Genomic DNA, 24,647 nt, shown 5'->3' with positions numbered 1-24,647 from the left:
CTAATCATAGCGTTTTACCTCACTGGTTCGGTCTAGTTCTGCTAAATGGGCCAGTTTATCTTTAATTCTTTTTTCAAAGCCGCGTTCAGTTGGGTAATACAATTGACTGTCTTTTATTGACTCAGGGAAGTAATTCTCACCAGTTGCATAGGCACCTGGTTCATCATGAGCATAGCGATACTCTGCCCCTAAGCCCATATTTTTCATCAATTGCGTGGGAGCATTGCGTAAGTGATCTGGCACAGATTCATGCCCTGTTTCGCTAGCCAGCACTCTTGCTGCTTTAAAGGCGGTATACACTGCATTACTTTTTGGTGCACTGGCCAAGTACACAATCGCTTGGGCGATAGCGCGCTCACCTTCAGCAGGACCTACGCGGTGATAACAATCCCAAGCATTAAGGGCGATATTCATTGCGGTTGGATCGGCGTTACCCACATCTTCAGAGGCAATAGCTAATAATCTACGTGCAACATAGAGAGGATCGCCGCCGCCTTCAAGTATTCGACAATACCAATACAATGCGGCATCGGGAGCTGAGCCTCTCACTGACTTATGCACCGCAGAAATCAAATCATAAAATTGATCGCCATTTTTGTCATAAGCAGCCATTTGATGCCCAGCCACTTGCGTCAGCATCTCTTGGGTAAATTCACCGTTATCAGCCACTAAATCACTCATTAGCTCGAGTAGATTTAATGCTTTGCGGGCATCACCATCACTAATTGAAGCTAACTGCTGCATTATTGTTTCAGAAATAGTAAAACCACGGTTACCGAAACCACGCTCAGTATCCGTTAATGCTTGATTGATAATCGCAGCAATATCGTCGCCATCTAAGCGATTAATCAAATAGACTCGGGCACGAGACAATAAGGCGTTATTGAGCTCAAAAGATGGGTTTTCAGTGGTCGCGCCAACAAAAATAACTGTACCGTCTTCAATGAAAGGTAAAAACGCATCTTGTTGGCTTTTATTAAAGCGATGCACTTCGTCCACAAACAATAATGTACGTTGACCGCGGCTTTGGGCTACTGCTTTCGCTTGCTCGATGGCGGCGCGAATTTCTTTAACCCCTGAGGTGACCGCAGAAATGCGCTCAACATGGGCATTGGCATAATGCGCCACTAGCTCAGCTAAGGTGGTTTTGCCTGTGCCCGGTGGCCCCCATAACAACATAGAGTGAGCTCGATTGGCCTCAAGTGCTTGGCGCAGTGGCTGACCTTTACCGAGCAAATGCTGCTGGCCAACATACTCGCTTATGTCCCTTGGGCGCATTCGTGCGGCTAAAGGACGAAAGTCTGGGGCAAAATCGAAACCTAAAGTAGACACAATAACCTACTGAACAAGGCTTGAGCGTTGATCGTCTATATCAACGTTTGCCGGTACGGTAAATTCAAATAAGCCGTTTTCGTCTTCGGCAACCTTGGTTTGATTTGATAGGGTGAACTGACTGTAATTGCCTTGCTCATCTAACAAATTAAAATCGCTTAGCTCTGCCTCATTGAAGCACACTGTGACAGTCACCACACTTGAATCATCCGCTTTGGGCTTAATGGAATAACAGGCTTTAGCTGATTGCGGTTCAATTTGCTCAACACGGTATTGTGACCAAGTGGCTTCATCGCGGTGCACCAGCAGCGCCATTGGCGACGCGTCGATAGCATCAGCAAAGTCCATGACTGAAACTTCTTCAGCAAAAGGGTTATAAATCCATAAGTCTTTACCATCTGCCACAATGAGCGACTCATCAGGCTCAGTTAAATGCCAATAAAACTTGTTAGGATAAGCAAGGGCAAATACGCCTTTTCCTGACTGAATAACTTTATTGTTTATATCGGTAACTTGCTGAGTAAAATCCGCTTTTAATGAATCGGCTTTGGCTAGGCGATCACGCAATTGCGCTGACTCATCAGCTAACGCATTGCCTGACAATAATAATGCTAAGGCTGTAACAACAGCAAAACGCTTGTTCATATAAATTCCTAATACTGTATTGCTAATTCTTAGCGGTAAACTTTTAAGGCTAGTGGTGATGTCTTTGCCACTTTTTGCCACTAAGGCTTTTCTTTATAAGCTTGATTATCAATGGCGTCATTATAACGGCTAATTTAATCACACAGGCTATAAACGCAGTGATTATGATGATCGGTCCGCGGTTAGTTTCTCGGTGGCGGCGGAGCTAAAACTTCACGATTACCATTATGGCCTTGCGTACTGACAATCCCCTGCGTTTCCATCATTTCGATAATCCGCGCTGCGCGGTTATAACCAATTTTAAACTTACGCTGCACACTTGAAATTGAGCCTCGACGGGTTTCAGTGACAAACGCAACCGCTTCATCATATAACTGATCGGTATCATCATCAGATTCTGCAGCTTCACCAGGCAGCAATACTTGCTCACCTTCACTGACGCCATTTAAGATTTCTTCAATATAACGCGGCTTACCACGAGCATGCCAGTCTGCCACCACTTTATGCACTTCATGATCGTCAATGAAAGCGCCATGGACACGAATAGGCACGCTGGTACCAGGTGGTAAGTACAACATGTCACCCATACCAAGCAGTGTTTCAGCGCCTTGCTGATCTAAAATGGTTCTAGAGTCAATTCTTGATGACACTTGAAAAGCTATACGTGTTGGCACGTTTGCTTTAATCAAACCGGTGATCACATCTACAGAAGGCCTTTGGGTGGCTAAGATTAAGTGTATACCCGCAGCACGAGCTTTTTGCGCAATACGGGCAATCAGCTCTTCGACCTTTTTACCGACAATCATAATCATGTCAGCAAATTCATCAACCACCACCACAATCGATGGTAATTTTTCGAGCTCTGGCGCCTGTTCATCCATACTGTCAGATGAGGTCCATAATGGGTCAACTATCGGTTCACCTGCTTCTATGGCTGATTTAATTTTAGCGTTATACCCTTTTAAATTACGTACCCCAAGGGCTGACATTAACTTGTAACGTCGCTCCATTTCACCAACACACCAACGTAATGCATTAGCCGCTTCTTTCATATCGGTAACCACTTCACATAACAAATGAGGAATACCGCCATATACGGAAAGCTCCAACATTTTCGGGTCAATCATGATAAAGCGCACATCGTCAGGACCTGACTTATACAAGATACTGGTGATCATCACGTTCACGCCAACTGACTTACCCGAACCAGTGGTACCAGCAACCAATAAATGCGGCATTTTGCCTAAATCAACCACCACGGGATCGCCAGCAATATCTTGCCCAAGCACCATGGATAAATCAGATTTACTTTCTTCAAAGGTTTTAGAGTCTAATACATCGCGCATAAATACCGTTTCACGGAATTTATTCGGTAGTTCAAGACCCACAAAAGCTTTACCAGGAATAACCTCAACAACACGGACACTTTCTGCCAATAATGAACGGGCTAAATCTTTAGATAAATTAGTGATCTTAGAGGCTTTGACACCAGGGGCTAATTCAAGTTCAAATCGAGTCACCACAGGGCCTGGGAATACCCCAACAACATTAGCGACAATATTAAAGTCAGCCAGCTTAGTTTCAACCAGCCTCGCGACAATATCGAGTTCTTCTTTGGTAATTGGGTTTTCTTTTCTGTCAGGTACATCTAATAAGGTAATACTTGGCAGTGGCGGCATTTCAACTTTAGATTGGCCATAAACTATTTGGGGCTCTTGGCCTGGCAACACCACAATGCCTTCAACAATACGCGCTTGCTCAGCTGGTTTTGGCGTTGCAGGGTTTGGCTGCGCGGTCGCTGTTGCACCAGTGCTATGAGTTTGACTGAATGCTTCATCTAACGGGTCGCTATGACTAACATGAGCCTCAGACTGTTCACTTAAATGATGATTCGCTTCAGTAAAATCAGCTGCGGGGGCATCCCCTGAAGCGACCCAAGGCGGGGTTAAATTATCATCGTCTTGCTGATCATTGCTGGCGTTTAATTTGGGTTCAACTCTACCATTATGGGAAGTTAATTTAGCCTCATGGTCTATTTCAGCGCCAAAACCGGGCTCGACATCTGCCTCTAAATCAGCAGTCAAATTCGTTTCTTCTTTGTCGCGACTGGGTATCACTTTTGATTTTATACGGCTGAAAATAGAGGTTTTCTCTTCGAATTCATTAGTTTCAGTTTCTAAAGCTGCAGTAACTTCAGTCTCATCATGGGGCATACTCGTGAGATCAATTGCTGCAGCATCAAGCTCCGCTTTGTCATGCTTTACGTTGCCCGCATCGTCACGGCCCTGTTTAAATTTATCAACGACAGACATAAAGCCGCGGGTATCTTCGGTTTCGTTACTGGCTGAGAGGTAACTTGGGATGCTAATGATTTTTTTTATACACCAAATAGTGGCTAAACCAGTACTTTCAATAACGGTTAACCAGCTTATACCAGTAGTTAAAGTAAAACCTGCGCCGATAAAACATAGCAGCAATAAGGTTGTGCCAAGGTTATTAAAGTAAGGCATCATTGCTTGGCTGATCACATCCCCTGCCACTCCGCCAGCAGAAAATACATACATGTCATCGGCATTCATACTCGCTAACGCTGCCAATGCAAACACCATCAGTAAAAAACCGATAATCCTTAATCCGACAGAAAAATAGTCGATTTCAAACAGTTTGTGAGTACGATTAAAAATAAACCAGCCAGAAGCAGCAATAATTATTGGGATGAGATAGGCAATGAAGCCGAAAAAATAAAATAAAACATCAGCTGTCCATGCGCCAACGGCGCCAGTTAGATTACTGATTTCACCTTGGAAATGCGACTGACTCCAGCCGGGATCATTAGGATCGAAGCTGCTAAGTGCAATAAGAATATAAGTTGCAGTCATGCAACAGATGATCAACCCACCTTCCAAAAGACGCTGAAGACCACTAAGTGTTTGAAGACTATTTCCCTGAGACAAACGAAAACACCCAAATAAGATTTAAAAAGAATGATAACAATAACAGAATATCAATGTGTATGCAGTGATTATGCAACGCGCGGATGCCAAGCTCAACCTAATGTTTTCAGATAGATGCCTGTAGAAGAGAAATAATTTTAATCTGGCTTTAGTTGGTTATTTTTAAGCCTAAGAATGAGCTTGCTGTAAATTTTAGGCAAAAAAATAAAGGGCAATGCCCTTTATTTTTATTGGTTATTAAATTTAGTAAGTATCAGCTAATAAATTTAAGGCAACTTTATTCGTTTGCTTAACTTCTTCCATAACCACGTAAGTACGAGTATCAGAAACTGATGGTAACTTAAGTAATGTCTCACCTAACAAACGGCGATAAGCTGACATGTCTGATACGCGGGTTTTTAGTAGGTAATCAAAATCGCCAGAAACCAAATGACATTCTTGAATATCATCTAACAACTGAACGGCTTTGTTAAAGCGTTCAAAAATATCAGGGGTATCTCGAGTTAAGGTGATTTCCACAAATACAAGTAACGATGCACCCAAGTAATGAGGATTCACTAATGCAGTGTAGCCATTAATGTATCCTTGTTTCTCAAGACGTTTAACTCGCTCTAAACATGGTGTTGGACTCAGGCCAACACGCTTAGATAACTCCACATTTGATATGCGACCATCAATTTGAAGTTCATTGAGGATATTACGGTCAATCCGATCTAAATCTTTCACAGAATTTTTCTTATTATTTGCCATATTATTAACCTTGCTTTAGCACAAAAACAACATATTCATCTTTTAATGTGTAAAGTTTAGCAGCATAAACTGCGACAGGGGCACTATACTAGACTTCCCTGAAATAAGCACGTTCAGGTCATCGAATATAATAACTATTGGCTCGCAAAAACGAGTGAAAATCAATTAGAGGCTCAAAATGATTATTGGTATCCCTACTGAAATCAAAAACCATGAATACCGTGTTGGTATGGTTCCTTCAAGCGTTCGTGAATTAACAATTAAAGGTCATGATGTATTTGTTCAATCAGATGCAGGTATTGGCATTGGATTTACTAACCAAGATTATATTGATGCCGGTGCAGAAATCTTAGCAACCGCAGCAGAAGTGTTTGCGCAATCAGATATGATAGTAAAGGTTAAAGAGCCGCAAGCGATTGAGCGCGCCATGCTGCGTGAAGACCAAATTCTATTCACTTATTTACACCTTGCACCAGACTTACCACAGACCGAAGATTTGATAAAAAGTAAGGCCGTTTGTATCGCCTATGAAACCGTAACAGATGACCGTGGTGGCCTTCCTTTATTAGCGCCAATGTCAGAAGTTGCTGGGCGTATGTCGATTCAAGCAGGTGCACGTGCACTTGAAAAATCACTCGGCGGCCGCGGTATGTTACTGGGCGGCGTTCCTGGTGTTGAACCAGCCAAAGTCGTTATTATTGGCGGCGGTATGGTCGGTACTAATGCAGCGCAAATGGCGGTAGGCATGGGCGCTGACGTGGTTGTACTTGATCGTAGCATCGATGCTCTACGTCGTTTAAATGTACAATTTGGTTCTGCAGTTAAAGCCATTTACTCTACTGCTGATGCCATTGAACGCCACGTATTAGAAGCAGACTTAGTCATTGGTGGTGTACTGGTTCCTGGCGCTGCTGCGCCTAAACTTGTAACCCGCGATATGATTAGCCTTATGAAGCCTGGCAGCGCTATTGTTGATGTCGCTATCGACCAAGGTGGCTGTGTGGAAACCTCTTATGCAACCACTCACCAAGAGCCAACTTATATCGTTGATGACGTAGTTCATTACTGCGTTGCAAACATGCCTGGCGCTGTGGCTCGCACCTCAACATTTGCGCTCAATAATGCCACGCTACCGTACATTATTAAGCTTGCAAACAAAGGTTATAAAGCCGCATTATTGCAAGACAAACACTTGCTAAATGGCTTAAATGTCATCCACGGAAAGCTTGTTTGTAAAGAAGTTGCTGAAGCATTAGCACTTGAGTTTACCGAGCCAACTAGCCTGCTTAACTAATCAATATCTGCTGGTTTAAGTACTAAAAAAGCTGCTCAATGAGCAGCTTTTTATGGATTAAACAATCGTGCAACAATTTGTATCTTAAGCTGTTTACAAGCAATTCTCATCCAGAATCGTTCACTTTATCAGCACCACTGAGCAAGCAATTTGCAAACTGAATAAAATGCGTAATTTTAGTTAGCTTTTATTAATTAAAACCACTGCCCACCTCAACCCTACACTCAGCAAGGGTTACAGTAATTACAATGGCTAATATGAGTCATTTTAGTCATACTTTATGCTTACAGTTCATTATCCTGCAGCAAGGTTTAAAGTTAGTGCATTCTACTGTTGGCCAAATCGCTGAAATTCACTACAATTCATCATCAAAATAGCGATTATAAGCAGACTTTTATGTGGCTTCAAAAACAAATATCATTAAAGCCAAAGGCTCGTGGTTTTCATTTAATTACACAAGAGGTATTAACCCAATTACCCGAATTAACAAGGTTTGATATCGGCTTAGTGCACATATTGCTGCAACACACATCAGCTTCTATTACGGTAAACGAAAATGCTGATCCAACTGTGCGGCAAGACTTTGAAGCGTATTTTAATAATGTGGCCCCAGAGAATGACCATATTACATCCACACTTATGAAGGCAGTGATGACATGCCAGCCCATTTAAAATCCAGTTTACTGGGCTGTGAATTAACCCTGCCCATCAGCCAGGGACAATTAGCACTAGGAATGTGGCAAGGGCTGTATTTAGGTGAACATCGTAATCATGGCGGCAGCAGAAAACTACTTGTCACAATACAAGGAGAGTAGTTTTACGGTATTACTATTGCTGAGTTTATTGTTCAAGTAATTTAATGAACGCCTGTTTAGGCAAAGGCTTATAGAAATAGTAGCCTTGAATAGCATCAACATTGTTTTGCTTAACAAAGTCGAGTTGCGCTTGGGTTTCAACACCTTCTGCAGTGACTGATAAATCAAGAGCATGGCTCATGGTCGTAATCGCTTCCACTAGCGCCTTATGTCTAGGGCCCTGCTCAATTTTTTGAATAAAGCTTTTATCAATTTTGATTTGATCCACAGGGAAGTTAGCCAGATAAGATAATGACGAATAACCTGTGCCAAAATCATCCACGGCTATTTTTATCCCCCAACTGCGTAAGTGATTTAGTAGTTGCTCGATCTTTTCGTGTTGCTCCATCATCAGTGATTCTGTAATTTCAATGGTTAATAAGTGAAAAGGAAAATTAACAATTGATTTAGCGGCAATATATGTTTCAAAGCACGCTATAAATTGGTGCTGTAAGTCTGCCGTCATAAACTCATTGGTGGAAACATTCACTGATAATGAAATTGACTGACCTTGTAGCCAATGTTGATATATAAAATCAAGCGCTTGCTCCCTAACCCAATTACCAATAGCTGCAATTTGGCCTGACTGCTCTGCAATGGGAATGAACTCTTCAGGAGAGATAAACTCGCCATTAAGTTGCCAACGTATTAATAATTCGGCCATCTCTACTCGCGTAGATTGAGCCGACATAATAGGCTGAAAATATAACTCAAAAGATTGATTAATTACGGCTTTGGTTAATTCCATCTGTAAATAAGCGATTCTTTCGGCTTTCTTTTGCATGCTTTGGTCAAAGAATTGATAGCCATTGCGACCTTGTCGTTTGGCATTATGCATTGCTTGGCTAGCACAATTTACCAATGCATCTACTTCCGTGGAATCATCAGGATAACGAGCAATACCAATACTCATTGAAGCTTGAATAGTTTTACTATTAAGCCAAGTGACATTGCTTACAACCTGATTGATTTGTTTGGCAAGCTTTATTAGCTCGTTTGCAGACATCTTACCTTGTAAGAAGACGCCAAATTCATCACCTGCTGTTCTTGCAAAAATACACTGCTCTGAAAACAGAGGGGCTAATCTTTTTGAGACCTCAATTAATAATCTGTCACCGCATTCATAACCTAAACTGTCATTAATAAATTTAAAATTATCAATATCCATCAATATGATTGAGCAACCTACCTCAGTTTGCTTGCTGCGCTCTTGCTGCCAAACATAATCATAGATTTTGTTAACAAAATAACGACGATTGGCCAAACAAGTTAATGCATCATTATTAGCCTGAAAATGAATAAGCTTGCTTGCATCTTTGTGTTCACTGATATCACTGATCAACCATGAAAAGCAATTTTGTTCACCATGGTAATCCCTAAATGAGGTTACTGTTACGTCAGCATCAAAGGTCTTGCCATTACGTTTGCGGCCTGTTAACTCACCTTGCCAAGTTTTACCGATAGCAAGGTTTTTCATTAAAGACGTGATATTTTCTTGCTGAGAATGTTCGAAAAAGCTCTTTGGTTCAAAGCTCTCTGAGTCAACAGTAATATCGCCACAGATACTTTTAAACTCAGGGTTAATAAACAAAATGGTATTGTTTTCGTTAACGATCAATAAGCCCATAGGCAGCTTACTGAATATTTTACTGGTAAGTCTTTGTAAGTGCAGTGCTTGACTACGCTCAATGGCTAAACTCGCTAGACGTGCAGCCTCTTGGATCAAGTCGAGATCTAATGCAGATGGAGACTTTTGGGTATCATAATACATGGCAAAAGTGCCAAGTACTTCGCCTGCAGAGTCAATAATGGGCTCAGACCAGCAAGCTTTTAATGGTAGTTCTTTATAAAGAGCCCAATTGGGATGAGTTGCAATATCTTCAACAATAACCCTTAAACCACTGGTTGCAGCAGCGCCACAAGAGCCCACTTTAGGCCCAATTTCGATGCCATCAATAGCTTGATTATATTGTTCAGGTAAGCTGGAGGCAGCGCCAGATAACAACCTTTTTTTGTCATTGCTCATTAACAGCACTGACGCCCTGGTACCGATCTTTTGCGCTTCTATTGATAAAACTAATGAATGCAGAATTTCTCGTAACGGGGAACCAGCTAACAGCATGGTAAGTATTTGGCTATAACGGTCATGACGTGAAACGCGCGTTGTTAGTACATCATAGTTTGCTGATTGTGATGCAAAAGTTTGCCCGCTATCCATAAAATTCCTTTTGAGAATAAACCATCTGACTTTACCACTTACCGTTAATGCAGATTATTCACTCTTAAGGTTAATTGCACAATAAGCTAGTAACTATTTGTTTCTTATGAATCTCTACGACTAGTCACTAACATTTATCACTAAAGCAATGCTACTTTTTATTGGGTATATATCGCAGCTAGAAAAAAAACAGTGAAGTTATCTAACTGCACTGTTTTTATTAGGTATGATTTTATTTTAAAACAATGAATTTACACTTCGCTTGTGCGTTCCATTCTTGCTAGATAAAAACCATCAAATCCATGCTCAGCAACCAAGATTAATTCATCATCTAATAATGTAAAATGTGGGTTTGCAGCTAAAAAGGCATCAACTTGATTTCGGTTTTCATCAGGCATAATTGAACAGGTGGCATAGACTAATATTCCGCCCACTTTTACCATTCGGCTATAGCTTTGCAAAATATCTTTTTGTAGCTCAATTAATACCGGTAACCTTTCTGGCGTGTCACGCCATTTAGAATCTGGGTTACGTTTTAACACCCCTAAACCTGAACAAGGTACATCAAGTAGGACTCTGTCAGCAGTCAACTTCATCCGTTTGATGGTTTTGCTGCTAGCGATAATGCGGGTTTCAACATTATGGGCGCCTGCTCTTCTTGCTCTAATTTTGAGGTTATCGAGTTTCCATTGCTCGACATCCATAGCAAGTAAACGACCTTTACCTTGCATTTGTGCGGCAATGTGCAAAGTTTTACCGCCAGCGCCGGCGCAAGCATCAACAACCCGCATACCTGGTTTTGCATCAACTGCAGCAGCAACGAGCTGCGAGCCAGCATCTTGTTGTTCAAAATAGCCTTGTTTAAATGCATCGGTTTTGAATAATGCAGAATCTGAACGTATCTCTAACGCACTTTCAACGCCTTCAACCTCTGCAGTAGCGACCAACTCTTTAGTCAATCGTTGCTTTAATTCTTCACGGGTGCCTTTTAAGCTGTTAGCACGAATATAACGCTTTGGCGCTTTAGCTAAAGCCGCTCTTTCGGCAGGCCATTTTTCGCCAAGTTGGGCTGAACCTAACTCGTCTAACCATTCAGGGCAACCATCCCATAATGCTGGTTGCGCTTTTGCGAGTTCTAGACGCTCTGCAAACTGCGCGCTATCAACTTGTAATGCATATTCCATTTTTGGTAAATCAAGATCGTGAAATAAATGCCAGCCGTTTAACAACTTAGAGCCAGTACGTTCGATATCTTCTACTTTGATATCAACCAAATAGCAGTAAAGGTTTAAACGGCGCAAAATATCACCAGTAACGAGAGTAATTCTTGCTAGCTCCGCAGGTGGATATTGCATACCTGAAAAGTTATGTGAATAAGCACGATCTAAAGGTTTACCTTCAGTTAGCACCATAGTTAACACATTAATGACCAGTTCAGATGAACTGCCTGAGAGCGGGTAAGTTAGCATTGGGGGATCTCAACGAGTTATGGAAATAAGATAAAACAGAAAAAGCGCATGGATCATAGGAGTTAACCGCCTTTTAAGCAAGTATTGATTCCTATTTATTGGCAGTGAAATAACAAAAAGGCAGCCATTAGGCTGCCTGATATAAAGCGTCTGCTTGTTGGTTACATTTTAGAGCCTTTAGCGCCGTAAAATATGATAAATGCATAACACACTACAGGCAAAATAAATGCCGGTTGTATGCCCATAGTATCAGCCATTACCCCTTGTAATAATGGGATGATCGCTCCACCAACAATCGCTAAACATAAAAAGCCACTGCCTTGCGAAGTGTGCGGGCCTAGATCTCTTAATGCTAGGCTAAAAATGGTTGGGAACATAATGGAATTAAATAAACCAACCGCTAAAATTGCCCACATGGCCACTTCACCGCTGGTATTAATCGCAACTAATACTAAGGCCGCAGCCATTAGACCATTAAAGGCTAACATGGTGCCTGCTGGTATTTTTTGCATAAGCGCTGAGCCAATAAAGCGACCAATCATCGCCCCGCCCCAGTAATAGGTAATGTATTTTGCTGCATCAGCTTCTTGAAGCCCAACGATATGCTCTTCACCTAAAAAGTTAACCAAAAAGCTGCCGATTGATACTTCAGCGCCAACATAAACAAAAATGCCCACAGCGCCCAATACCAAATGAATGCTTTGCAACGCGCTGGTTTTACCTTTGTAAGTAACCTTACCATCTGTTTCTACTGCGCTATGGGATTGGATAACTGGCAACTTTAACTGCGAAAAAATCACTGCTAAAACCGCTAACGTGGCAGATAAAAATAGATATGGCATTTTTACTACGTCTGCTTCTGCTTGTGCTTGTGCATGGCTTAACTCGCCTACCGCACCCGTTGCGACTGACAAAATCAACACTGCACCAAAATATGGGGCGACAGTGGTGCCTAATGCATTAAAGGCTTGGGTTAAGTTTAGGCGGCTTGAGGCTGTTTCTTCAGAGCCCAGTGCATTTACATAAGGATTAGCAGCTACTTGTAAAATGGTGATACCTGAAGCCAATACAAACAATGCCCCTAAAAACAACGCGTAGGTTTCAAGTGCTGCTGCGGGGTAAAATAAGGCGCAACCGATACTCGCAATCACTAAACCGGACACAATGCCTTTTTGATAGCCTATCTTTTTAACCAGACTGCCAGCAGGCAATGACACTAAGAAGTAAGCGCCAAAAAAACAAAACTGAATCAGCATGGCTTCAGTGTAACTTAATGAAAATACCGCCTTTAGATGAGGGATTAAAATGTCATTTAAACAGGTAATAAATCCCCACATGAAAAACAGTGAGGTTAACGATACTAGGGCGAAACGGTAACTCCCGTCGCCAGTACTGCTCACTGTTGTTGAACCAGTTGGAATAGCTGAAGCCATAATATGAATTCTCTTGTTATCGTTGTTATCACCAATTACTAGCATCTCTGCTAGCAACTGAATCTTGTTTTTATAAACCAAAAGCAAATATAAAAACAGCAACAGATTAAGTTGCTGTTTTATCGTTACATTATTTAATTAATGCAAAGAAACTTCCAAATGCGTTTAATGTTAGTTTAGCGTCAGCTTGCAAGGATGCAGATTCAAGACCGTGTCCATCTTTAACTGCAATAATGTCATAAGCTGAGGCATCAAATGTATTGGCACTATTATCTAAGTTAAATACCACCAGCATTTTTTCAGACTCAAACGAGCGAACAAAGGCTAAGATATTATTGTTACACTCATTTGTCCCATCAATAAAATCGATATCACCTATCACCAATGCAGGATATTGCTTGCGCCATTTTAAAAAGTGACGGTATGAGTGTAGATTCGACTGACTATCGGCTTCTTGAACATCAGCAGCCATAGCTTTATGAGCAGCAGGAATAGGTAACCAAGTTTTACTGCTGTCAGAAAAACCCGCTTGTTGATGATCGCTCACCCACGGCATAGGGGTTCTGCAGCCATCTCGGCCTTTAAACATTGGCCAGAAGGTAATCCCAAATGGATCTTGTAGCTCACTAAACTCTATAGGCGCTTCAGTTAAGCCTAATTCTTCACCTTGATAGCTGCAGACACTGCCTCGCAGCGAAAACAACATCGCATTGAGCATTTTAACCATGGCAGGATTAGTTTCGCCTTTGCCCCAACGCGTGGCGACACGTTGCACATCATGGTTACCTATGGCCCAGCACGGCCAGCCGTCACCAATACTGGCTTCTAGTTCTTCAACTGTTTGGCGTATATAAGCAGCGCTAAAATCATTGGTCAATAGCTCAAAACTATAGGCCATATGCAATCGATCGTCGCCTTGGGTATATTCAGCCATGGTCGCTAAGGAGTCTTCTGCTGACACTTCCCCTAAGGTCACGGCACCTGGGTATTGATTAATAAGCGCCCGCAACTCTTCAATAAAGCCGACGGTTTGTGGTCTCGTGTTGTTGTAATAATGATACTGGTAGGCATAAGGGTTATCTTCACTAAAGCCACGACCTTGGCGTTGATCTTTGGGTTTAGCAGGATTATCACGCAGCTGCTCATCGTGATAGCAAAAAGTAATCGCGTCTAAGCGGAAACCATCAACGCCTTTTTTAAGCCAAAAATCGACATTTTCCAGCACTGCGGCGCGAACCTCTGGATTATGGAAATTTAAATCAGGCTGACTTTTTAGGAAGTTATGCAAGTAATATTGCTGGCGACGTGGTTCCCACTCCCAAGCACATCCACCAAAAATTGCTAACCAGTTATTTGGCGCGGTGCCATCTTCTTTAGGGTCGGCCCAAACATACCAATCAGCTTTGTCGTTATCACGACTTAATTTACTTTGCTTAAACCACGCATGCTCTTCAGATGTATGACTTAATACTTGGTCGATGACTATTTTGATATTGAGCTTATGCGCCTTTGCTATCAGTTCGTCAAAATCTTTCATGGTCCCGAACATAGGATCAACATCGAGGTAATCACTGATGTCGTAACCAAAATCTTTCATTGGCGACTTAAAAAAGGGCGATATCCAGATTGCATCAACATTCAAACTAGCAATGTAATCAAGTTTGGTAATTATTCCTTGTAGATCACCGACTCCGTCGCCATTTGAATCCATTAAGCTTCGTGGATATACCTGATATATCACTCCGCCGCGCCACCATGATAACTGACTCATTACTCGCCCTCTGTAATAAAAGCATTAACCATATAGCTACCTCACCCATGGTTAACCCTATGTTGCGACCTAGTAACTGGTCGTCATTATTATTTAATTGCCTCGAGGATACGTGAATAATGAAATCGGGTTCAATAGAGCTGCATACGTATGCAAAGAATTAATACAATTTTTAAAAACACAAAACAAGAACATAAGTGATATAATTCAGCCACTTAAATAAGCAACCAACAAGCTTCTGAATGTTAAAAAAAAGTGATGATACGACCGTTTTCAGTCTGCAAAAGCTTTGAATACGTATGCATAACGTTGTCGATGAAAGAATGCTAGGAGTAGTATCTTTACCGTTCCGCAACAAAGTGGAAATAAACCTCAGCGCTTATGCAGTCATTTAAGCAAGCTGAAGTAAAAATACTATAAAGACTGTAATTATAAATAATAGAAATCTAGCAGCTCGACCTTATATAAAGGGCTGCTGGCCATTCAGAAGGGGAAAGATGGATGTCGCTATTTAAACCAAGCTTACTAACGTTAGCAATGGTAGCTGCCAGTACAAGTATGTACGGTTACGCTGCTGAAGCAGAAGATGCTGTCACTGCAGATGAATCAATTGAAGTTTTAAAAGTCACTGGTATTCGTCGTAGTTTAAAAGAATCACAATCATTAAAAATGTCTTCATCTTCAATCGTTGAAGCTATTTCAGCAGAAGATATCGGTAAATTACCTGATGTCAGTATCGCAGAATCACTTGCACGTCTACCGGGTGTTTCAGCTCAGCGTCTTGATGGCCGCGCAAACGTCATCTCAATCCGCGGCATGGGGCCGGATTTCACTACAGCGACACTTAATGGCCGTGAACAAGCGTCTGTTAACGATAACCGTGGTGTTGAATTTGACCAATACCCTTCTGAATTATTAAATCGCGTTGTTGTTTACAAAACACCGGATGCAACCGTTATGGCTCAAGCTATTGGTGGCACGGTAGATATGCAAACAATCAGCCCACTAACCCATGGCGAGCAAACATTCGCTATCGGTATTCGTGGTGAAATGAATGACCTAGGTGCATTAAATAGCGGTTCTGATGATACCGGTTACCGTGGCAGCATTTCTTATATCGACCAATTTGCAGATGACACTATTGGTATCGCATTAGGTTACGCTCGAATGATGTCACCTAACCAAGAAGAGCGCTGGCAAGCATGGGGTTACCCAGAAAATGATGCCGGTGAAAGTGTTTTAGGTGGTGCAAAACCTTTCGTTCGTTCATCAGAACTTGAGCGCGATGGTGTTTTAGCAGTATTTGAATATGCGCCAAATGATTTCTATCAAACAAAAGTAGACCTTTATTACTCTAAGTTTACTGATGACCAACGTTTACGTGGTATTGAAATACCAGCAGCTTGGGGTGCTAACGGCGGCATAGAAGCAACTAACGTCGAAAATGGGCTTGTTACTGAAGGGGTTATTCGCGGCGCTGAAGTAGTTGTACGTAACGATGTCAACAAACGTGATGCTGAATCGCTATCAGTTGGCTGGAATAACAAATTTCAAATCAATGATAACTGGAATGTGGAAGCTGACATCGGTCTATCTAAAGCCGAACGTACTGATATTGGTATGGAAAGCTACAGTGGCACCGGTCGTGGCACAGGCGTTGGCGCTGTCGACGATTTAGGTTTTGCTTACAATGGCGATGGTAGCTACAACTTTACTCATGACTTAGATTATTCTGATCCAAATGTCATCAAATTAGGCGATCCATTAGGCTGGGGTAACCCACTGGGCAACAACACCCAAGATGGTTTCATTAACAAACCTGAAATTGAAGATGAACTAAAATCTTTCCGTTTAGCTGCTGAATATGTGTTTGATGAAAGTGCTGTTCGCAGTATCGAATTTGGCGTGAATTACACTGAGCGTGAAAAATCTAAATTAGATAAAGGCTACTTCCTAACGCTTAAAGGCTATGATGGAACTGATCCTAACTATGTGATGACAGTACCTGACAAATACCTATTAAGATCAACATCATTAGACTTCTTTGGCATGGGCGATGTATTAAGCTATGACTCTTTAGCCTTCTACAATGATGGCAACTACACAGAAACTGATGTTGCTGACGTTGATGCGAGTCGTGCGGTAAATTCTTGGGATGTGAACGAAGAAGTCACTACCGCTTTTGTTATGGCAACCATTGATACTGACGTTTACGATGTACCTTTAACAGGTAACTTTGGTGTTCAAGCCGTTCAAACAGACCAAAGCTCTAATGGTACTGCGTCTACGTTAGAAAATGGCGAACTGGTTACTAACGCCAACTACGACAGCGCATCTTATACTGAATGGTTACCTAGCTTTAACTTAGGGTTTGAAGTTGCTGAAGGTCAAATGTTGCGTGTCTCTGCAGCCCGTACCTTAACCCGAGCTCGTATGGACCAAATGAACTCCAACATTGGTTATAGCTATGAAGCTAACCCAACTGACGGCGTAAACTGGTCTGGTAATGCAGGTAATACTCAGTTGCGCCCATGGTTAGCACGCCAGTACGATATCAGTTACGAAAACTACTTTAGCGATCAAGGCTACTTTGCATTAGCGGTATTCTATAAAGATTTAGAAAACTACACTTATAAGCAAACAGCATTTATTGACTTTACTGACATCGTTCCACCTCAAAACCCAGGTGATAACCCAGTAGGTCGATTTGAGCAATGGCAAAACGGTCAAGGCGGTTATGTTCAAGGTATTGAAGCGTCATTCTCTATGGACTTTGGTATGTGGGCTGATGCGCTAGAAGGCTTTGGTACGGTATTAAGTGGTTCTTACAACGACAGTGAAGTTAAAGAAACCTCTGATAGCGAGCCAACAAAATTACCAGGTCTTTCAGAGAAAACCTTCAATGCGACGGTTTACTATGAAAACTCTGGCTTTGAAGCACGAGTTAGCTCTCGCTACCGTAGTGACTTCTTAGGTGAAGTCACCGCAATCAGCTTAACTCGTCAAAATGTTAATGTTAAAGCTGAGACTGTGGTTGATGCGCAAATTGGTTATGACTTCTCTGAAAGTGGTATTGATGCCTTATATGGTTTGTCAGTGTTATTGCAAGTGAGTAACTTAACTAATGAGCCATTCACTTCATATACTGGTGATGATGCTCGTCATGTGCGTGATTACCAAAACTATGGTCGTAACTACATGTTAGGTGCGAACTACAAGTTCTAATCTGCATAAGACCAATAAGCCTCTGTAACCTGTTACAGGGGCTTTTTTACTTTATATCAACCCATTATTTAATGAGGCGATTACTATGAATAACAACAAAATAAAACACATTGTAATTGTAGGGGGGGGTACGTCAGGCTGGATGACCGCCGCCATGTTAGTTAAGCTATTTAAACAGCAGCTCAACATCACCTTAATCGAGTCAGAAGATATCGGCACCATTGGTGTTGGCGAAGCCACTATTCCGCCACTGCAAATATTTAATAATGTATTAGGCATTAAAGAAGCAGATTTTATCAAGCAAACCCAAGCAACTTTCAAGCTGGGTATTGAGTTTGAAAATTGGGGTAATCAAGATCAAAGCTACATGCATGCCTTTGGCAATGTAGGTAAAGATATTGGCTTTACCCAGTTCCATCATTACTGGAACAAATCCAAACCCACTGATATTTATCATTTCTGGGATTTTTCATTAAATTACCAAGCGGCTAAAAATAATAAATTCTCCATAATGGATCGCGTTCAAGGCTCGCCATTAGCTGGTATCACCCACGCTTATCACTTTGATGCCAGCCTCTACGCTAAGCTATTACGTGACTACAGTGAAAAGCTGTCAGTTAAACGTATCGAAGGCTTAATCACCTCCGCAACCCTTGCCAATGACGGCAGCATTGAATCTGTCTCATTAAAAGATGGCCAGATAATTAGCGCTGACTTTTTTATCGACTGCTCAGGCTTTGCTGCCTTGCTAATTGAAAAGCAATTAGATGTCGGTTATGAAAACTGGCAGCATTGGCTCCCCTGCGACAGCGCTTATGCAGTGCCTTGTGAACGAACTGAAATATTAACTCCTTATACTCGCTCTATCGCCCACGATGCAGGTTGGCAGTGGCGTATTCCGTTGCAACACCGTACTGGTAATGGCTTAGTTTATTGCAGTCAATATTTATCTGATGAGCAAGCCAAAGCGTTATTGCTTGAAAACCTCGATGGAAAACCGCTGGCAGAGCCCAGAAAAATCAATTTTAAAACCGGCCGCCGTGAAAAGCAGTGGCATAAAAACTGTGTTGCCATTGGTTTATCAAGCGGCTTTTTAGAGCCACTTGAGTCCACCAGCTTACATTTAGTTCAATCAGCCATCATACGTCTGTCTAAACTATTCCCCCACAATGGCGTTCAGCAAGCCAATGTTGATGAGTTTAACCGTCAATCAAAACTAGAATTTGAACAAATTCGTGACTTCATTATTTTGCACTATCACCTAAATCAGAAAAACTCCCACCATGATTTATGGCAGCAATGCCGTGATATGGCCATACCTGACAGTCTTAAACAAAAAATTGAATTATTTAAAGCCACTGGCACAGTCAGTCGCTACCAAGATGAATTGTTTACAGAAGCCGCTTGGATACAGGTAATGCTCGGCCAAGGCATTATGCCTAAAGACTATAACCCATTAGCTAACAGTGTAAGTGATGCAGAGTTACATGATTATCTGGGCAATATTAAGCAAATCATCAATAGAGCTGTCACCGCTATGCCGTCTCATCAACAATTTATCGATAAATTGTAATTTCATCAAAGGTAAACTTATGACTATTAGAAAACTTGCTCCACTATCGCTGATGCTTAGTTTATTAATGACTAGCGCTGCTACTGCTGAAATCAATAATGTCACCGTTGAACCACAATCTTGGTGGGCAGGCATGCAAAACAGTCAATTGCAGTTATTAGTCTATGGCGAAGGTATTAGCAGCTATGAGGTCAAACTTGTTAAATCTGACGATGTGGCACTAAAAGCGGTTCATCAGTCAGCAAGTAACAATCATCTTTTTATCGATTTAGACTTAACGAATGCCAAGCCGCAAACTATTGAAATCGGTTTGTTTGATAACAATCAGCTAGTTCAAACCCTTGACTACCCTATTCAGGCCCGAGCGGCAGGTTCACGCCAGCGCCAAGGGTTTTCTAATAAAGATGTTATCTACCTCATCACCCCTGACAGATTTGTTAATGGTAATCCTGATAACGATAACCACCCACAGATGCTTGAACTGGCCAATGGCGCCGACAAAGATGGCCGCCATGGTGGTGACATCGCCGGGATCCGTAAAGCATTACCCTACTTAAACGATCTTGGCGTCACGCAGTTGTGGATTAACCCGCTACTTGAAAATAACCAGGCGCAATATTCTTATCACGGCTATTCAACCACTAATTTTTATAAAATTGACCCACGTTTTGGTAGCAATCAAGAATATAAAACCCTGGTTGAAGAGGCTAAACAATATGGCATTGGCATCATCAAAGATGTGATTGTTAACCATATGGGCTCAGGTCATAAATGGATGGGCGACTTCCCCACCGCCACATGGGTCAATGGCCAATCAAACTGGCAGCAAACTCAAACTGACATCATGTACACCAGCCACCATCGCACTACAGTGCAAGATCCATACGCTATGCCATCTGATACTGCAGAATTCGAAAATGGCTGGTTTACCGACACCATGCCAGACATGAATCAAAACGATGCCTACATGGCAAATTACTTAATTCAAAACAGCATTTGGTGGATTGAATATGCCGGCCTCAGTGGCATTCGCGAAGACACCTACTCTTATGCTGATAAAGGCTTTTTAACCACTTGGTCCAAAGCCATAATGGATGAATATCCCAACTTTAATATTGTTGGTGAGGAATGGAGCGATAACCCCATTACAGTAAGCTACTGGCAAGCGGGTAAACACAATGCTGATGGCTATGTCTCACATACCCCGAGCATGATGGACTTTCCACTTTATGAAGTGCTCATTAAAAGCTTAACTGACGAAGAAAGTTGGGGCAGCGGGCTTATTAATCTATACGAAATGCTCGCCAATGATGTAGTTTATGCCAAGCCCACTGACTTAGTATTATTTGAAGGCAACCATGACACTAATCGTTTATTTAGTCTAATGAACAATGACCTAGCCCTGTATAAAATGGCCATGTCCTATGTGTTAACCAGTAATCGCATTCCGCAAATATTCTACGGCACCGAAGTGTTGATGCAAAGCCCGACAAAAGATCGTAATGACGGTTTAGTGCGCAGTGACTTACCCGGCGGGTTTGCTGAAGATAAACTCAGTGTATTCAAACCATCGTCTTTGTCCGCCCAGCAACAAGACGCCCTTGCCTTTAATCGCGCACTATTAAACTATCGTAAACACTCATTAGCGATACAACAAGGCAGCCTTAAACACTTCGCCCCTAAAGAGGGTGTTTACCTGCAAGCCCGCGAATATAATCATGCAGGCAGCAAAGAAAGTTTACTGATTATTTACAATAAAAATCAGCAAGAATATGAGCTTGATTTAAGCCGTTTCGCGCCAGTGATTAAACAACATACTGTGGCTAAAGATATCATCACACAACAAACGTATTCATTAACTAAGCCGCTCACTTTAAAAGAAAAAGGTGTCATTATTCTTAAGTTAATCAAATAACGGTTACACTCTTGATCATAACTAAAGCTTGTTAATCGGCTTTAGTTAAATAATATAAATCTGCCACGAGAAGCATATGTATTTACAAAAATTCAGCGTAAGTTTACCGATAAAATTAGCTCTGCTATTAACGGGAGTCAGTATGGCTATTGCAGGTTGCGCCACTGATAAAGCCAGTGTCAATGAGACAGTTAAACTGAGCGGCGCTGAGCAGCTAAGTGCTGCAGCGAAACCTTTAACCGGTAAACCTGTGGTTTATCAGGTTTTTACCCGCCTTTATGGTAATACCAATACCAGCAATAAACCTTGGGGCACGATACAGGACAACGGTGTCGGCAAGTTTAGTGACTTTACCGATATTGCTCTGCAAGACATTAAATCATTAGGGACGACCCATGTCTGGTATACCGGCGTACCCCATCATGCATTGATCAATGATTACACTGACATTGGAATAAGTAATGATGACCCAGATGTGGTAAAGGGCCGCGCTGGCTCACCTTATGCGGTAAAAGATTACTATAACGTTAACCCAGATCTGGCTGATAACCCTGCTAACCGCCTAGCTGAGTTTGAAGCGCTTATATCACGTACCCATCAAAACGGCATGCAGGTGATTATTGATATCGTGCCCAACCATGTGGCTCGCCATTATCAATCAGCCCCACAAAATGCGCCGCTTCCAAGCAATCGCAACTTTGGTGAGCAAGACAATACCGCTGTTGAATATGATAAAAACAATAACTTTTATTATATTGTCGGTGAGAGCTTCTCCGTTCCTGATGCCAAAGATAACTATCAGCCATTAGGCGGCGAGTCTCATCCCCTCGCTGACGGTAAGTTTATTGAAACCCCTGCTAAATGGACCGGTAATGGCTCACGTTTAGCAAAACCTGATGCAAATGACTGGTATGAAACCGTTAAAGTTAACTATGGGGTTAAACCCGATGGTAGTCATGACTTCCCTACACTCCCTAGTGAATATGCCCAGATGTCATCTGCGCAGCATTACCAGTTTTGGCAGACTCAGCCAGTAAGTGACATCCCTGATTCTTGGGTTAAATTTAAAGACATAACCGAATATTGGTTAGCCAAAGGCGTTGATGGTTTCAGATACGATATGGCCGAAATGGTGCCAGTTGAATTTTGGAGTTATCTTAACAGTAATATCAAACACTTAAACCCAAATGCTTTTTTACTTGCTGAAGTGTATAACCCAAGTCTTTACCGTGACTATCTTCATTTAGGAAAGATGGATTACCTTTACGACAAAGTGGATTTATACGATACCTTAAAAGACATTATCCATGGTAAAAAGTCGACGGCTGCCATTGCTGAAGATCAAGCAAAAATAGCAGACATTGAGCAGCACATGCTCAACTTTTTAGAAAATCATGATGAGCAGCGGATTAATACTGGCGACTTTGCAGGCAGCGCAGAAGCCGCCTTACCTGCGATGGTGATTTCGACCACCATTAGTCGCTCTCCGACCTTGTTATATTTCGGTCAAGATGTCGGTGAAAAAGCCGAGCAAAATGCCGGTTTTGGCCAAGCCACCCGTACCAGTATTTTCGATTACGTTGGCGTGCCGGCCCATCAACGTTGGATGAATAACGGCAAATTTGATGGCGGCCAGTCTACTGCAGAAGAAAAAGCCCTTCGCAGTTATTATCAAACCTTAGTTAACTTAAGTCACACGGCGCCAGCCCTGCAAGGTGAGTACTTTGAGCTTGATACGATTAACCGCACAGTGAGCCAAAAAACCAATCAACATGGCTATAACGATAATACCTTCGCCTTTAGCCGTTATAACGACGAGCAGTTTATGCTGGTAGTCAGTAATTTTAGCGACAGCCAAGCTGCGAGTATCAACTTACACCTCCCTGAGGCGTTAATCACTAAAGCCCAAATCAAGGATGGTAGCTATCAATTACAAAACTTGCTTACCATTGGTGCTAACGAAAACCACCCTATGAATGTGCTAAAGCAACAAGCCAGCATTGCGATTAATTTACAGCCTCTTGAATCTCAAGTGTTAGTCATTAATTGGTAATCGACACCTGCTCGGCAGAGCCGAGCTCATTGCGATAGTCAAATAAACACAAACCTGCAATAAAAAAGTTATTGCAGGTTTTTAGGCTAGTGACTCAAATAGTCAGTTAAAAGCAATTCTTATCATAGAAAACGTCATTTGAATGAACGTATTTTGTTATAGATAATGATAACTCTAGTACTTAAATCGTTTCGAATAATTTTTAACAATAAAAACCTAAAATACTTAATCGATAATATTATACATAACTAGCATATTTTTAACTTATTAAAAGCTATTTAATGCTATCGCAATTTTAGTTTATCCCCTCATCATCATTTCAGGTTATGATATTTATTAAAGGTACAATTAAACTTTCAAGCTATGTAATCTAATTCATGTAGCTCTTTAATGAAGTTAGTTGAATACATCCACAATAGGATTTAAATTTTATAATTAAAAGGCCTGATAATGTTATTGATGAGCTTTAAAGATAGGTGGCGCGCAACAGAGCTCAGTCGCGCAATAGAAGTTACTCTTAAATCACAGCCCGTTTGGTTGCAATCATCTAATTCAGCTAAGTCAATTGAGTCAATCTGCAATAAATTATCAGTCATGGTCATACATGACTATAGAAGACTTGATGTGATACCTAAACAACTGACTGAAAAAGAGTTATTAACAATATTCTTCGATGGATTCAGTATACTGATTAATAAAAGCTTAACTGGTGAAACTTTGATTACAGAGGAATACGCCATCATAGCTCTCGCAAGAGCTTTTGCCGTCGATATTGATTTATCCCATGAGCAACAGTTAATAAACCATGCTGAAGCAGTTATTCAATTATCACATAACTGGACTAAACATATACGGCATTCAAACCAAAGTATTCACAATTAACATACGCTTTAACTTACTATTCACCTTAAGGTTTTATTGACAAATACTTTGTCACAGCCTTTAAATAGCAATTAATTTAAAGCATTAAATTAAACAAATGCATGTTACTTTATTTAATTTAACCCAAATAAAATCAAACTTTAGACTTATACTGCATCATTAATGGTAATTATCAACAACGACAACTTGAATACATTTTAAAAGCTATAACAAAAACATAAAATAAAATCATAGTTATAAAATGATTGTAATTACTTAAGCCTCAACCCCAAATTATTG

At 41.4% G+C, this 24,647-nt stretch carries 14 protein-coding genes and 1 pseudogene; 7 read left to right on the top strand and 8 right to left on the bottom strand.

From position 1 onward, the window contains the following. The 4 genes from BM739_RS04785 to lrp all read right to left on the bottom strand — a co-directional run bounded on the left by BM739_RS04785 (position 1) and on the right by lrp (position 5,681). The gene (locus BM739_RS04785; RefSeq protein ID WP_076537858.1) at positions 1 to 1,332 is read right to left on the bottom strand and encodes a replication-associated recombination protein A; all 1,332 of its coding nucleotides are present in this window, start codon (positions 1,330 to 1,332) and stop codon (positions 1 to 3) included. A gap of 6 nt (positions 1,333 to 1,338) precedes the next feature. Continuing rightward, positions 1,339 to 1,977 (bottom strand): outer membrane lipoprotein chaperone LolA, encoded by a 639-nt coding sequence (lolA, locus tag BM739_RS04780; protein WP_076537855.1) that lies wholly within the window; start codon positions 1,975 to 1,977, stop codon positions 1,339 to 1,341. A gap of 182 nt (positions 1,978 to 2,159) precedes the next feature. Continuing rightward, positions 2,160 to 4,931 carry a DNA translocase FtsK gene (locus tag BM739_RS04775; protein ID WP_076537852.1) on the bottom strand — a complete coding sequence of 924 codons (2,772 nt, stop codon included), beginning with the start codon at positions 4,929 to 4,931 and terminating at the stop codon, positions 2,160 to 2,162. A gap of 243 nt (positions 4,932 to 5,174) precedes the next feature. Further along, positions 5,175 to 5,681: a leucine-responsive transcriptional regulator Lrp gene (gene lrp, locus BM739_RS04770; RefSeq protein ID WP_076537850.1), complete on the bottom strand. Its 507-nt coding sequence runs from the start codon at positions 5,679 to 5,681 to the stop codon at positions 5,175 to 5,177. Positions 5,682 to 5,859: 178 nt separating this feature from the next. On the opposite strand from lrp, the gene ald reads away from it, so the two are divergent. Together ald and BM739_RS04760 are read left to right on the top strand one after the other, a co-directional pair. After that, the gene (gene ald / locus BM739_RS04765; protein ID WP_076537847.1) at positions 5,860 to 6,975 is read left to right on the top strand and encodes an alanine dehydrogenase; all 1,116 of its coding nucleotides are present in this window, start codon (positions 5,860 to 5,862) and stop codon (positions 6,973 to 6,975) included. A gap of 396 nt (positions 6,976 to 7,371) precedes the next feature. Then, positions 7,372 to 7,790, top strand: a pseudogene (locus BM739_RS04760) (secondary thiamine-phosphate synthase enzyme YjbQ). A gap of 25 nt (positions 7,791 to 7,815) precedes the next feature. On the opposite strand, the gene BM739_RS04755 reads toward BM739_RS04760, so the two are convergent. From BM739_RS04755 to BM739_RS04740, 4 genes are all read right to left on the bottom strand, one after another. Further along, positions 7,816 to 10,047, bottom strand: a complete 2,232-nt coding sequence (locus tag BM739_RS04755) for an EAL domain-containing protein (protein ID WP_076537844.1) — start codon at positions 10,045 to 10,047, stop codon at positions 7,816 to 7,818. Positions 10,048 to 10,298: 251 nt separating this feature from the next. Further along, entirely contained in the window at positions 10,299 to 11,516 is a 1,218-nt protein-coding gene (locus BM739_RS04750) for an RsmB/NOP family class I SAM-dependent RNA methyltransferase (protein ID WP_076537841.1), read from the bottom strand. Between the two features lie 161 nt (positions 11,517 to 11,677). Then, positions 11,678 to 12,949, bottom strand: a complete 1,272-nt coding sequence (locus BM739_RS04745) for a sugar MFS transporter (RefSeq protein ID WP_076537954.1) — start codon at positions 12,947 to 12,949, stop codon at positions 11,678 to 11,680. Positions 12,950 to 13,079: 130 nt separating this feature from the next. After that, complete coding sequence (locus BM739_RS04740; protein ID WP_076537838.1) at positions 13,080 to 14,720, bottom strand: alpha-glucosidase; 1,641 nt, start codon at positions 14,718 to 14,720, stop codon at positions 13,080 to 13,082. A gap of 501 nt (positions 14,721 to 15,221) precedes the next feature. Here BM739_RS04740 and BM739_RS04735 point away from each other — a divergent pair. The 5 genes from BM739_RS04735 to BM739_RS04715 all read left to right on the top strand — a co-directional run bounded on the left by BM739_RS04735 (position 15,222) and on the right by BM739_RS04715 (position 24,368). Continuing rightward, on the top strand, positions 15,222 to 17,945 hold the full coding sequence (locus BM739_RS04735; protein WP_076537835.1) for a TonB-dependent receptor: 2,724 nt from the start codon (positions 15,222 to 15,224) through the stop codon (positions 17,943 to 17,945). An 85-nt stretch (positions 17,946 to 18,030) separates the two neighbouring features. Then, a complete protein-coding gene (locus BM739_RS04730; RefSeq protein ID WP_076537833.1) occupies positions 18,031 to 19,518 on the top strand; it encodes a tryptophan halogenase family protein in 1,488 nt (495 codons plus the stop codon). Positions 19,519 to 19,537: 19 nt separating this feature from the next. Further along, positions 19,538 to 21,433 carry a glycoside hydrolase family 13 protein gene (locus tag BM739_RS04725; protein WP_076537830.1) on the top strand — a complete coding sequence of 632 codons (1,896 nt, stop codon included), beginning with the start codon at positions 19,538 to 19,540 and terminating at the stop codon, positions 21,431 to 21,433. Between the two features lie 142 nt (positions 21,434 to 21,575). After that, a complete protein-coding gene (locus tag BM739_RS04720; RefSeq protein WP_254843465.1) occupies positions 21,576 to 23,486 on the top strand; it encodes an alpha-amylase family protein in 1,911 nt (636 codons plus the stop codon). Positions 23,487 to 23,936: 450 nt separating this feature from the next. Then, positions 23,937 to 24,368, top strand: coding sequence for a hypothetical protein (locus BM739_RS04715; protein ID WP_076537827.1), 432 nt, complete (start codon positions 23,937 to 23,939; stop codon positions 24,366 to 24,368). The last annotated feature ends 279 nt before the right edge of the window (positions 24,369 to 24,647 follow it).

Source organism: Shewanella sp. UCD-KL21 (assembly GCF_001957135.1).
Lineage (GTDB): Bacteria > Pseudomonadota > Gammaproteobacteria > Enterobacterales > Shewanellaceae > Shewanella.
Note: the sequence above shows the minus strand (reverse complement) of the source record. Positions and strands in the feature narration are given on the sequence as shown.

Coding starts and splice junctions, on each gene's coding strand:
- lolA (WP_076537855.1), bottom strand. CDS start 1,977: ATGAACAAGCGTTTTGCTGTTGTTACAGCCTTAGCATTATTATTGTCA.
- lrp (WP_076537850.1), bottom strand. CDS start 5,681: ATGGCAAATAATAAGAAAAATTCTGTGAAAGATTTAGATCGGATTGAC.
- ald (WP_076537847.1), top strand. CDS start 5,860: ATGATTATTGGTATCCCTACTGAAATCAAAAACCATGAATACCGTGTT.
- BM739_RS04755 (WP_076537844.1), bottom strand. CDS start 10,047: ATGGATAGCGGGCAAACTTTTGCATCACAATCAGCAAACTATGATGTA.
- BM739_RS04750 (WP_076537841.1), bottom strand. CDS start 11,516: ATGCTAACTTACCCGCTCTCAGGCAGTTCATCTGAACTGGTCATTAAT.
- BM739_RS04745 (WP_076537954.1), bottom strand. CDS start 12,949: ATGGCTTCAGCTATTCCAACTGGTTCAACAACAGTGAGCAGTACTGGC.
- BM739_RS04740 (WP_076537838.1), bottom strand. CDS start 14,720: ATGAGTCAGTTATCATGGTGGCGCGGCGGAGTGATATATCAGGTATAT.
- BM739_RS04735 (WP_076537835.1), top strand. CDS start 15,222: ATGTCGCTATTTAAACCAAGCTTACTAACGTTAGCAATGGTAGCTGCC.
- BM739_RS04730 (WP_076537833.1), top strand. CDS start 18,031: ATGAATAACAACAAAATAAAACACATTGTAATTGTAGGGGGGGGTACG.
- BM739_RS04725 (WP_076537830.1), top strand. CDS start 19,538: ATGACTATTAGAAAACTTGCTCCACTATCGCTGATGCTTAGTTTATTA.
- BM739_RS04720 (WP_254843465.1), top strand. CDS start 21,576: ATGGCTATTGCAGGTTGCGCCACTGATAAAGCCAGTGTCAATGAGACA.
- BM739_RS04715 (WP_076537827.1), top strand. CDS start 23,937: ATGTTATTGATGAGCTTTAAAGATAGGTGGCGCGCAACAGAGCTCAGT.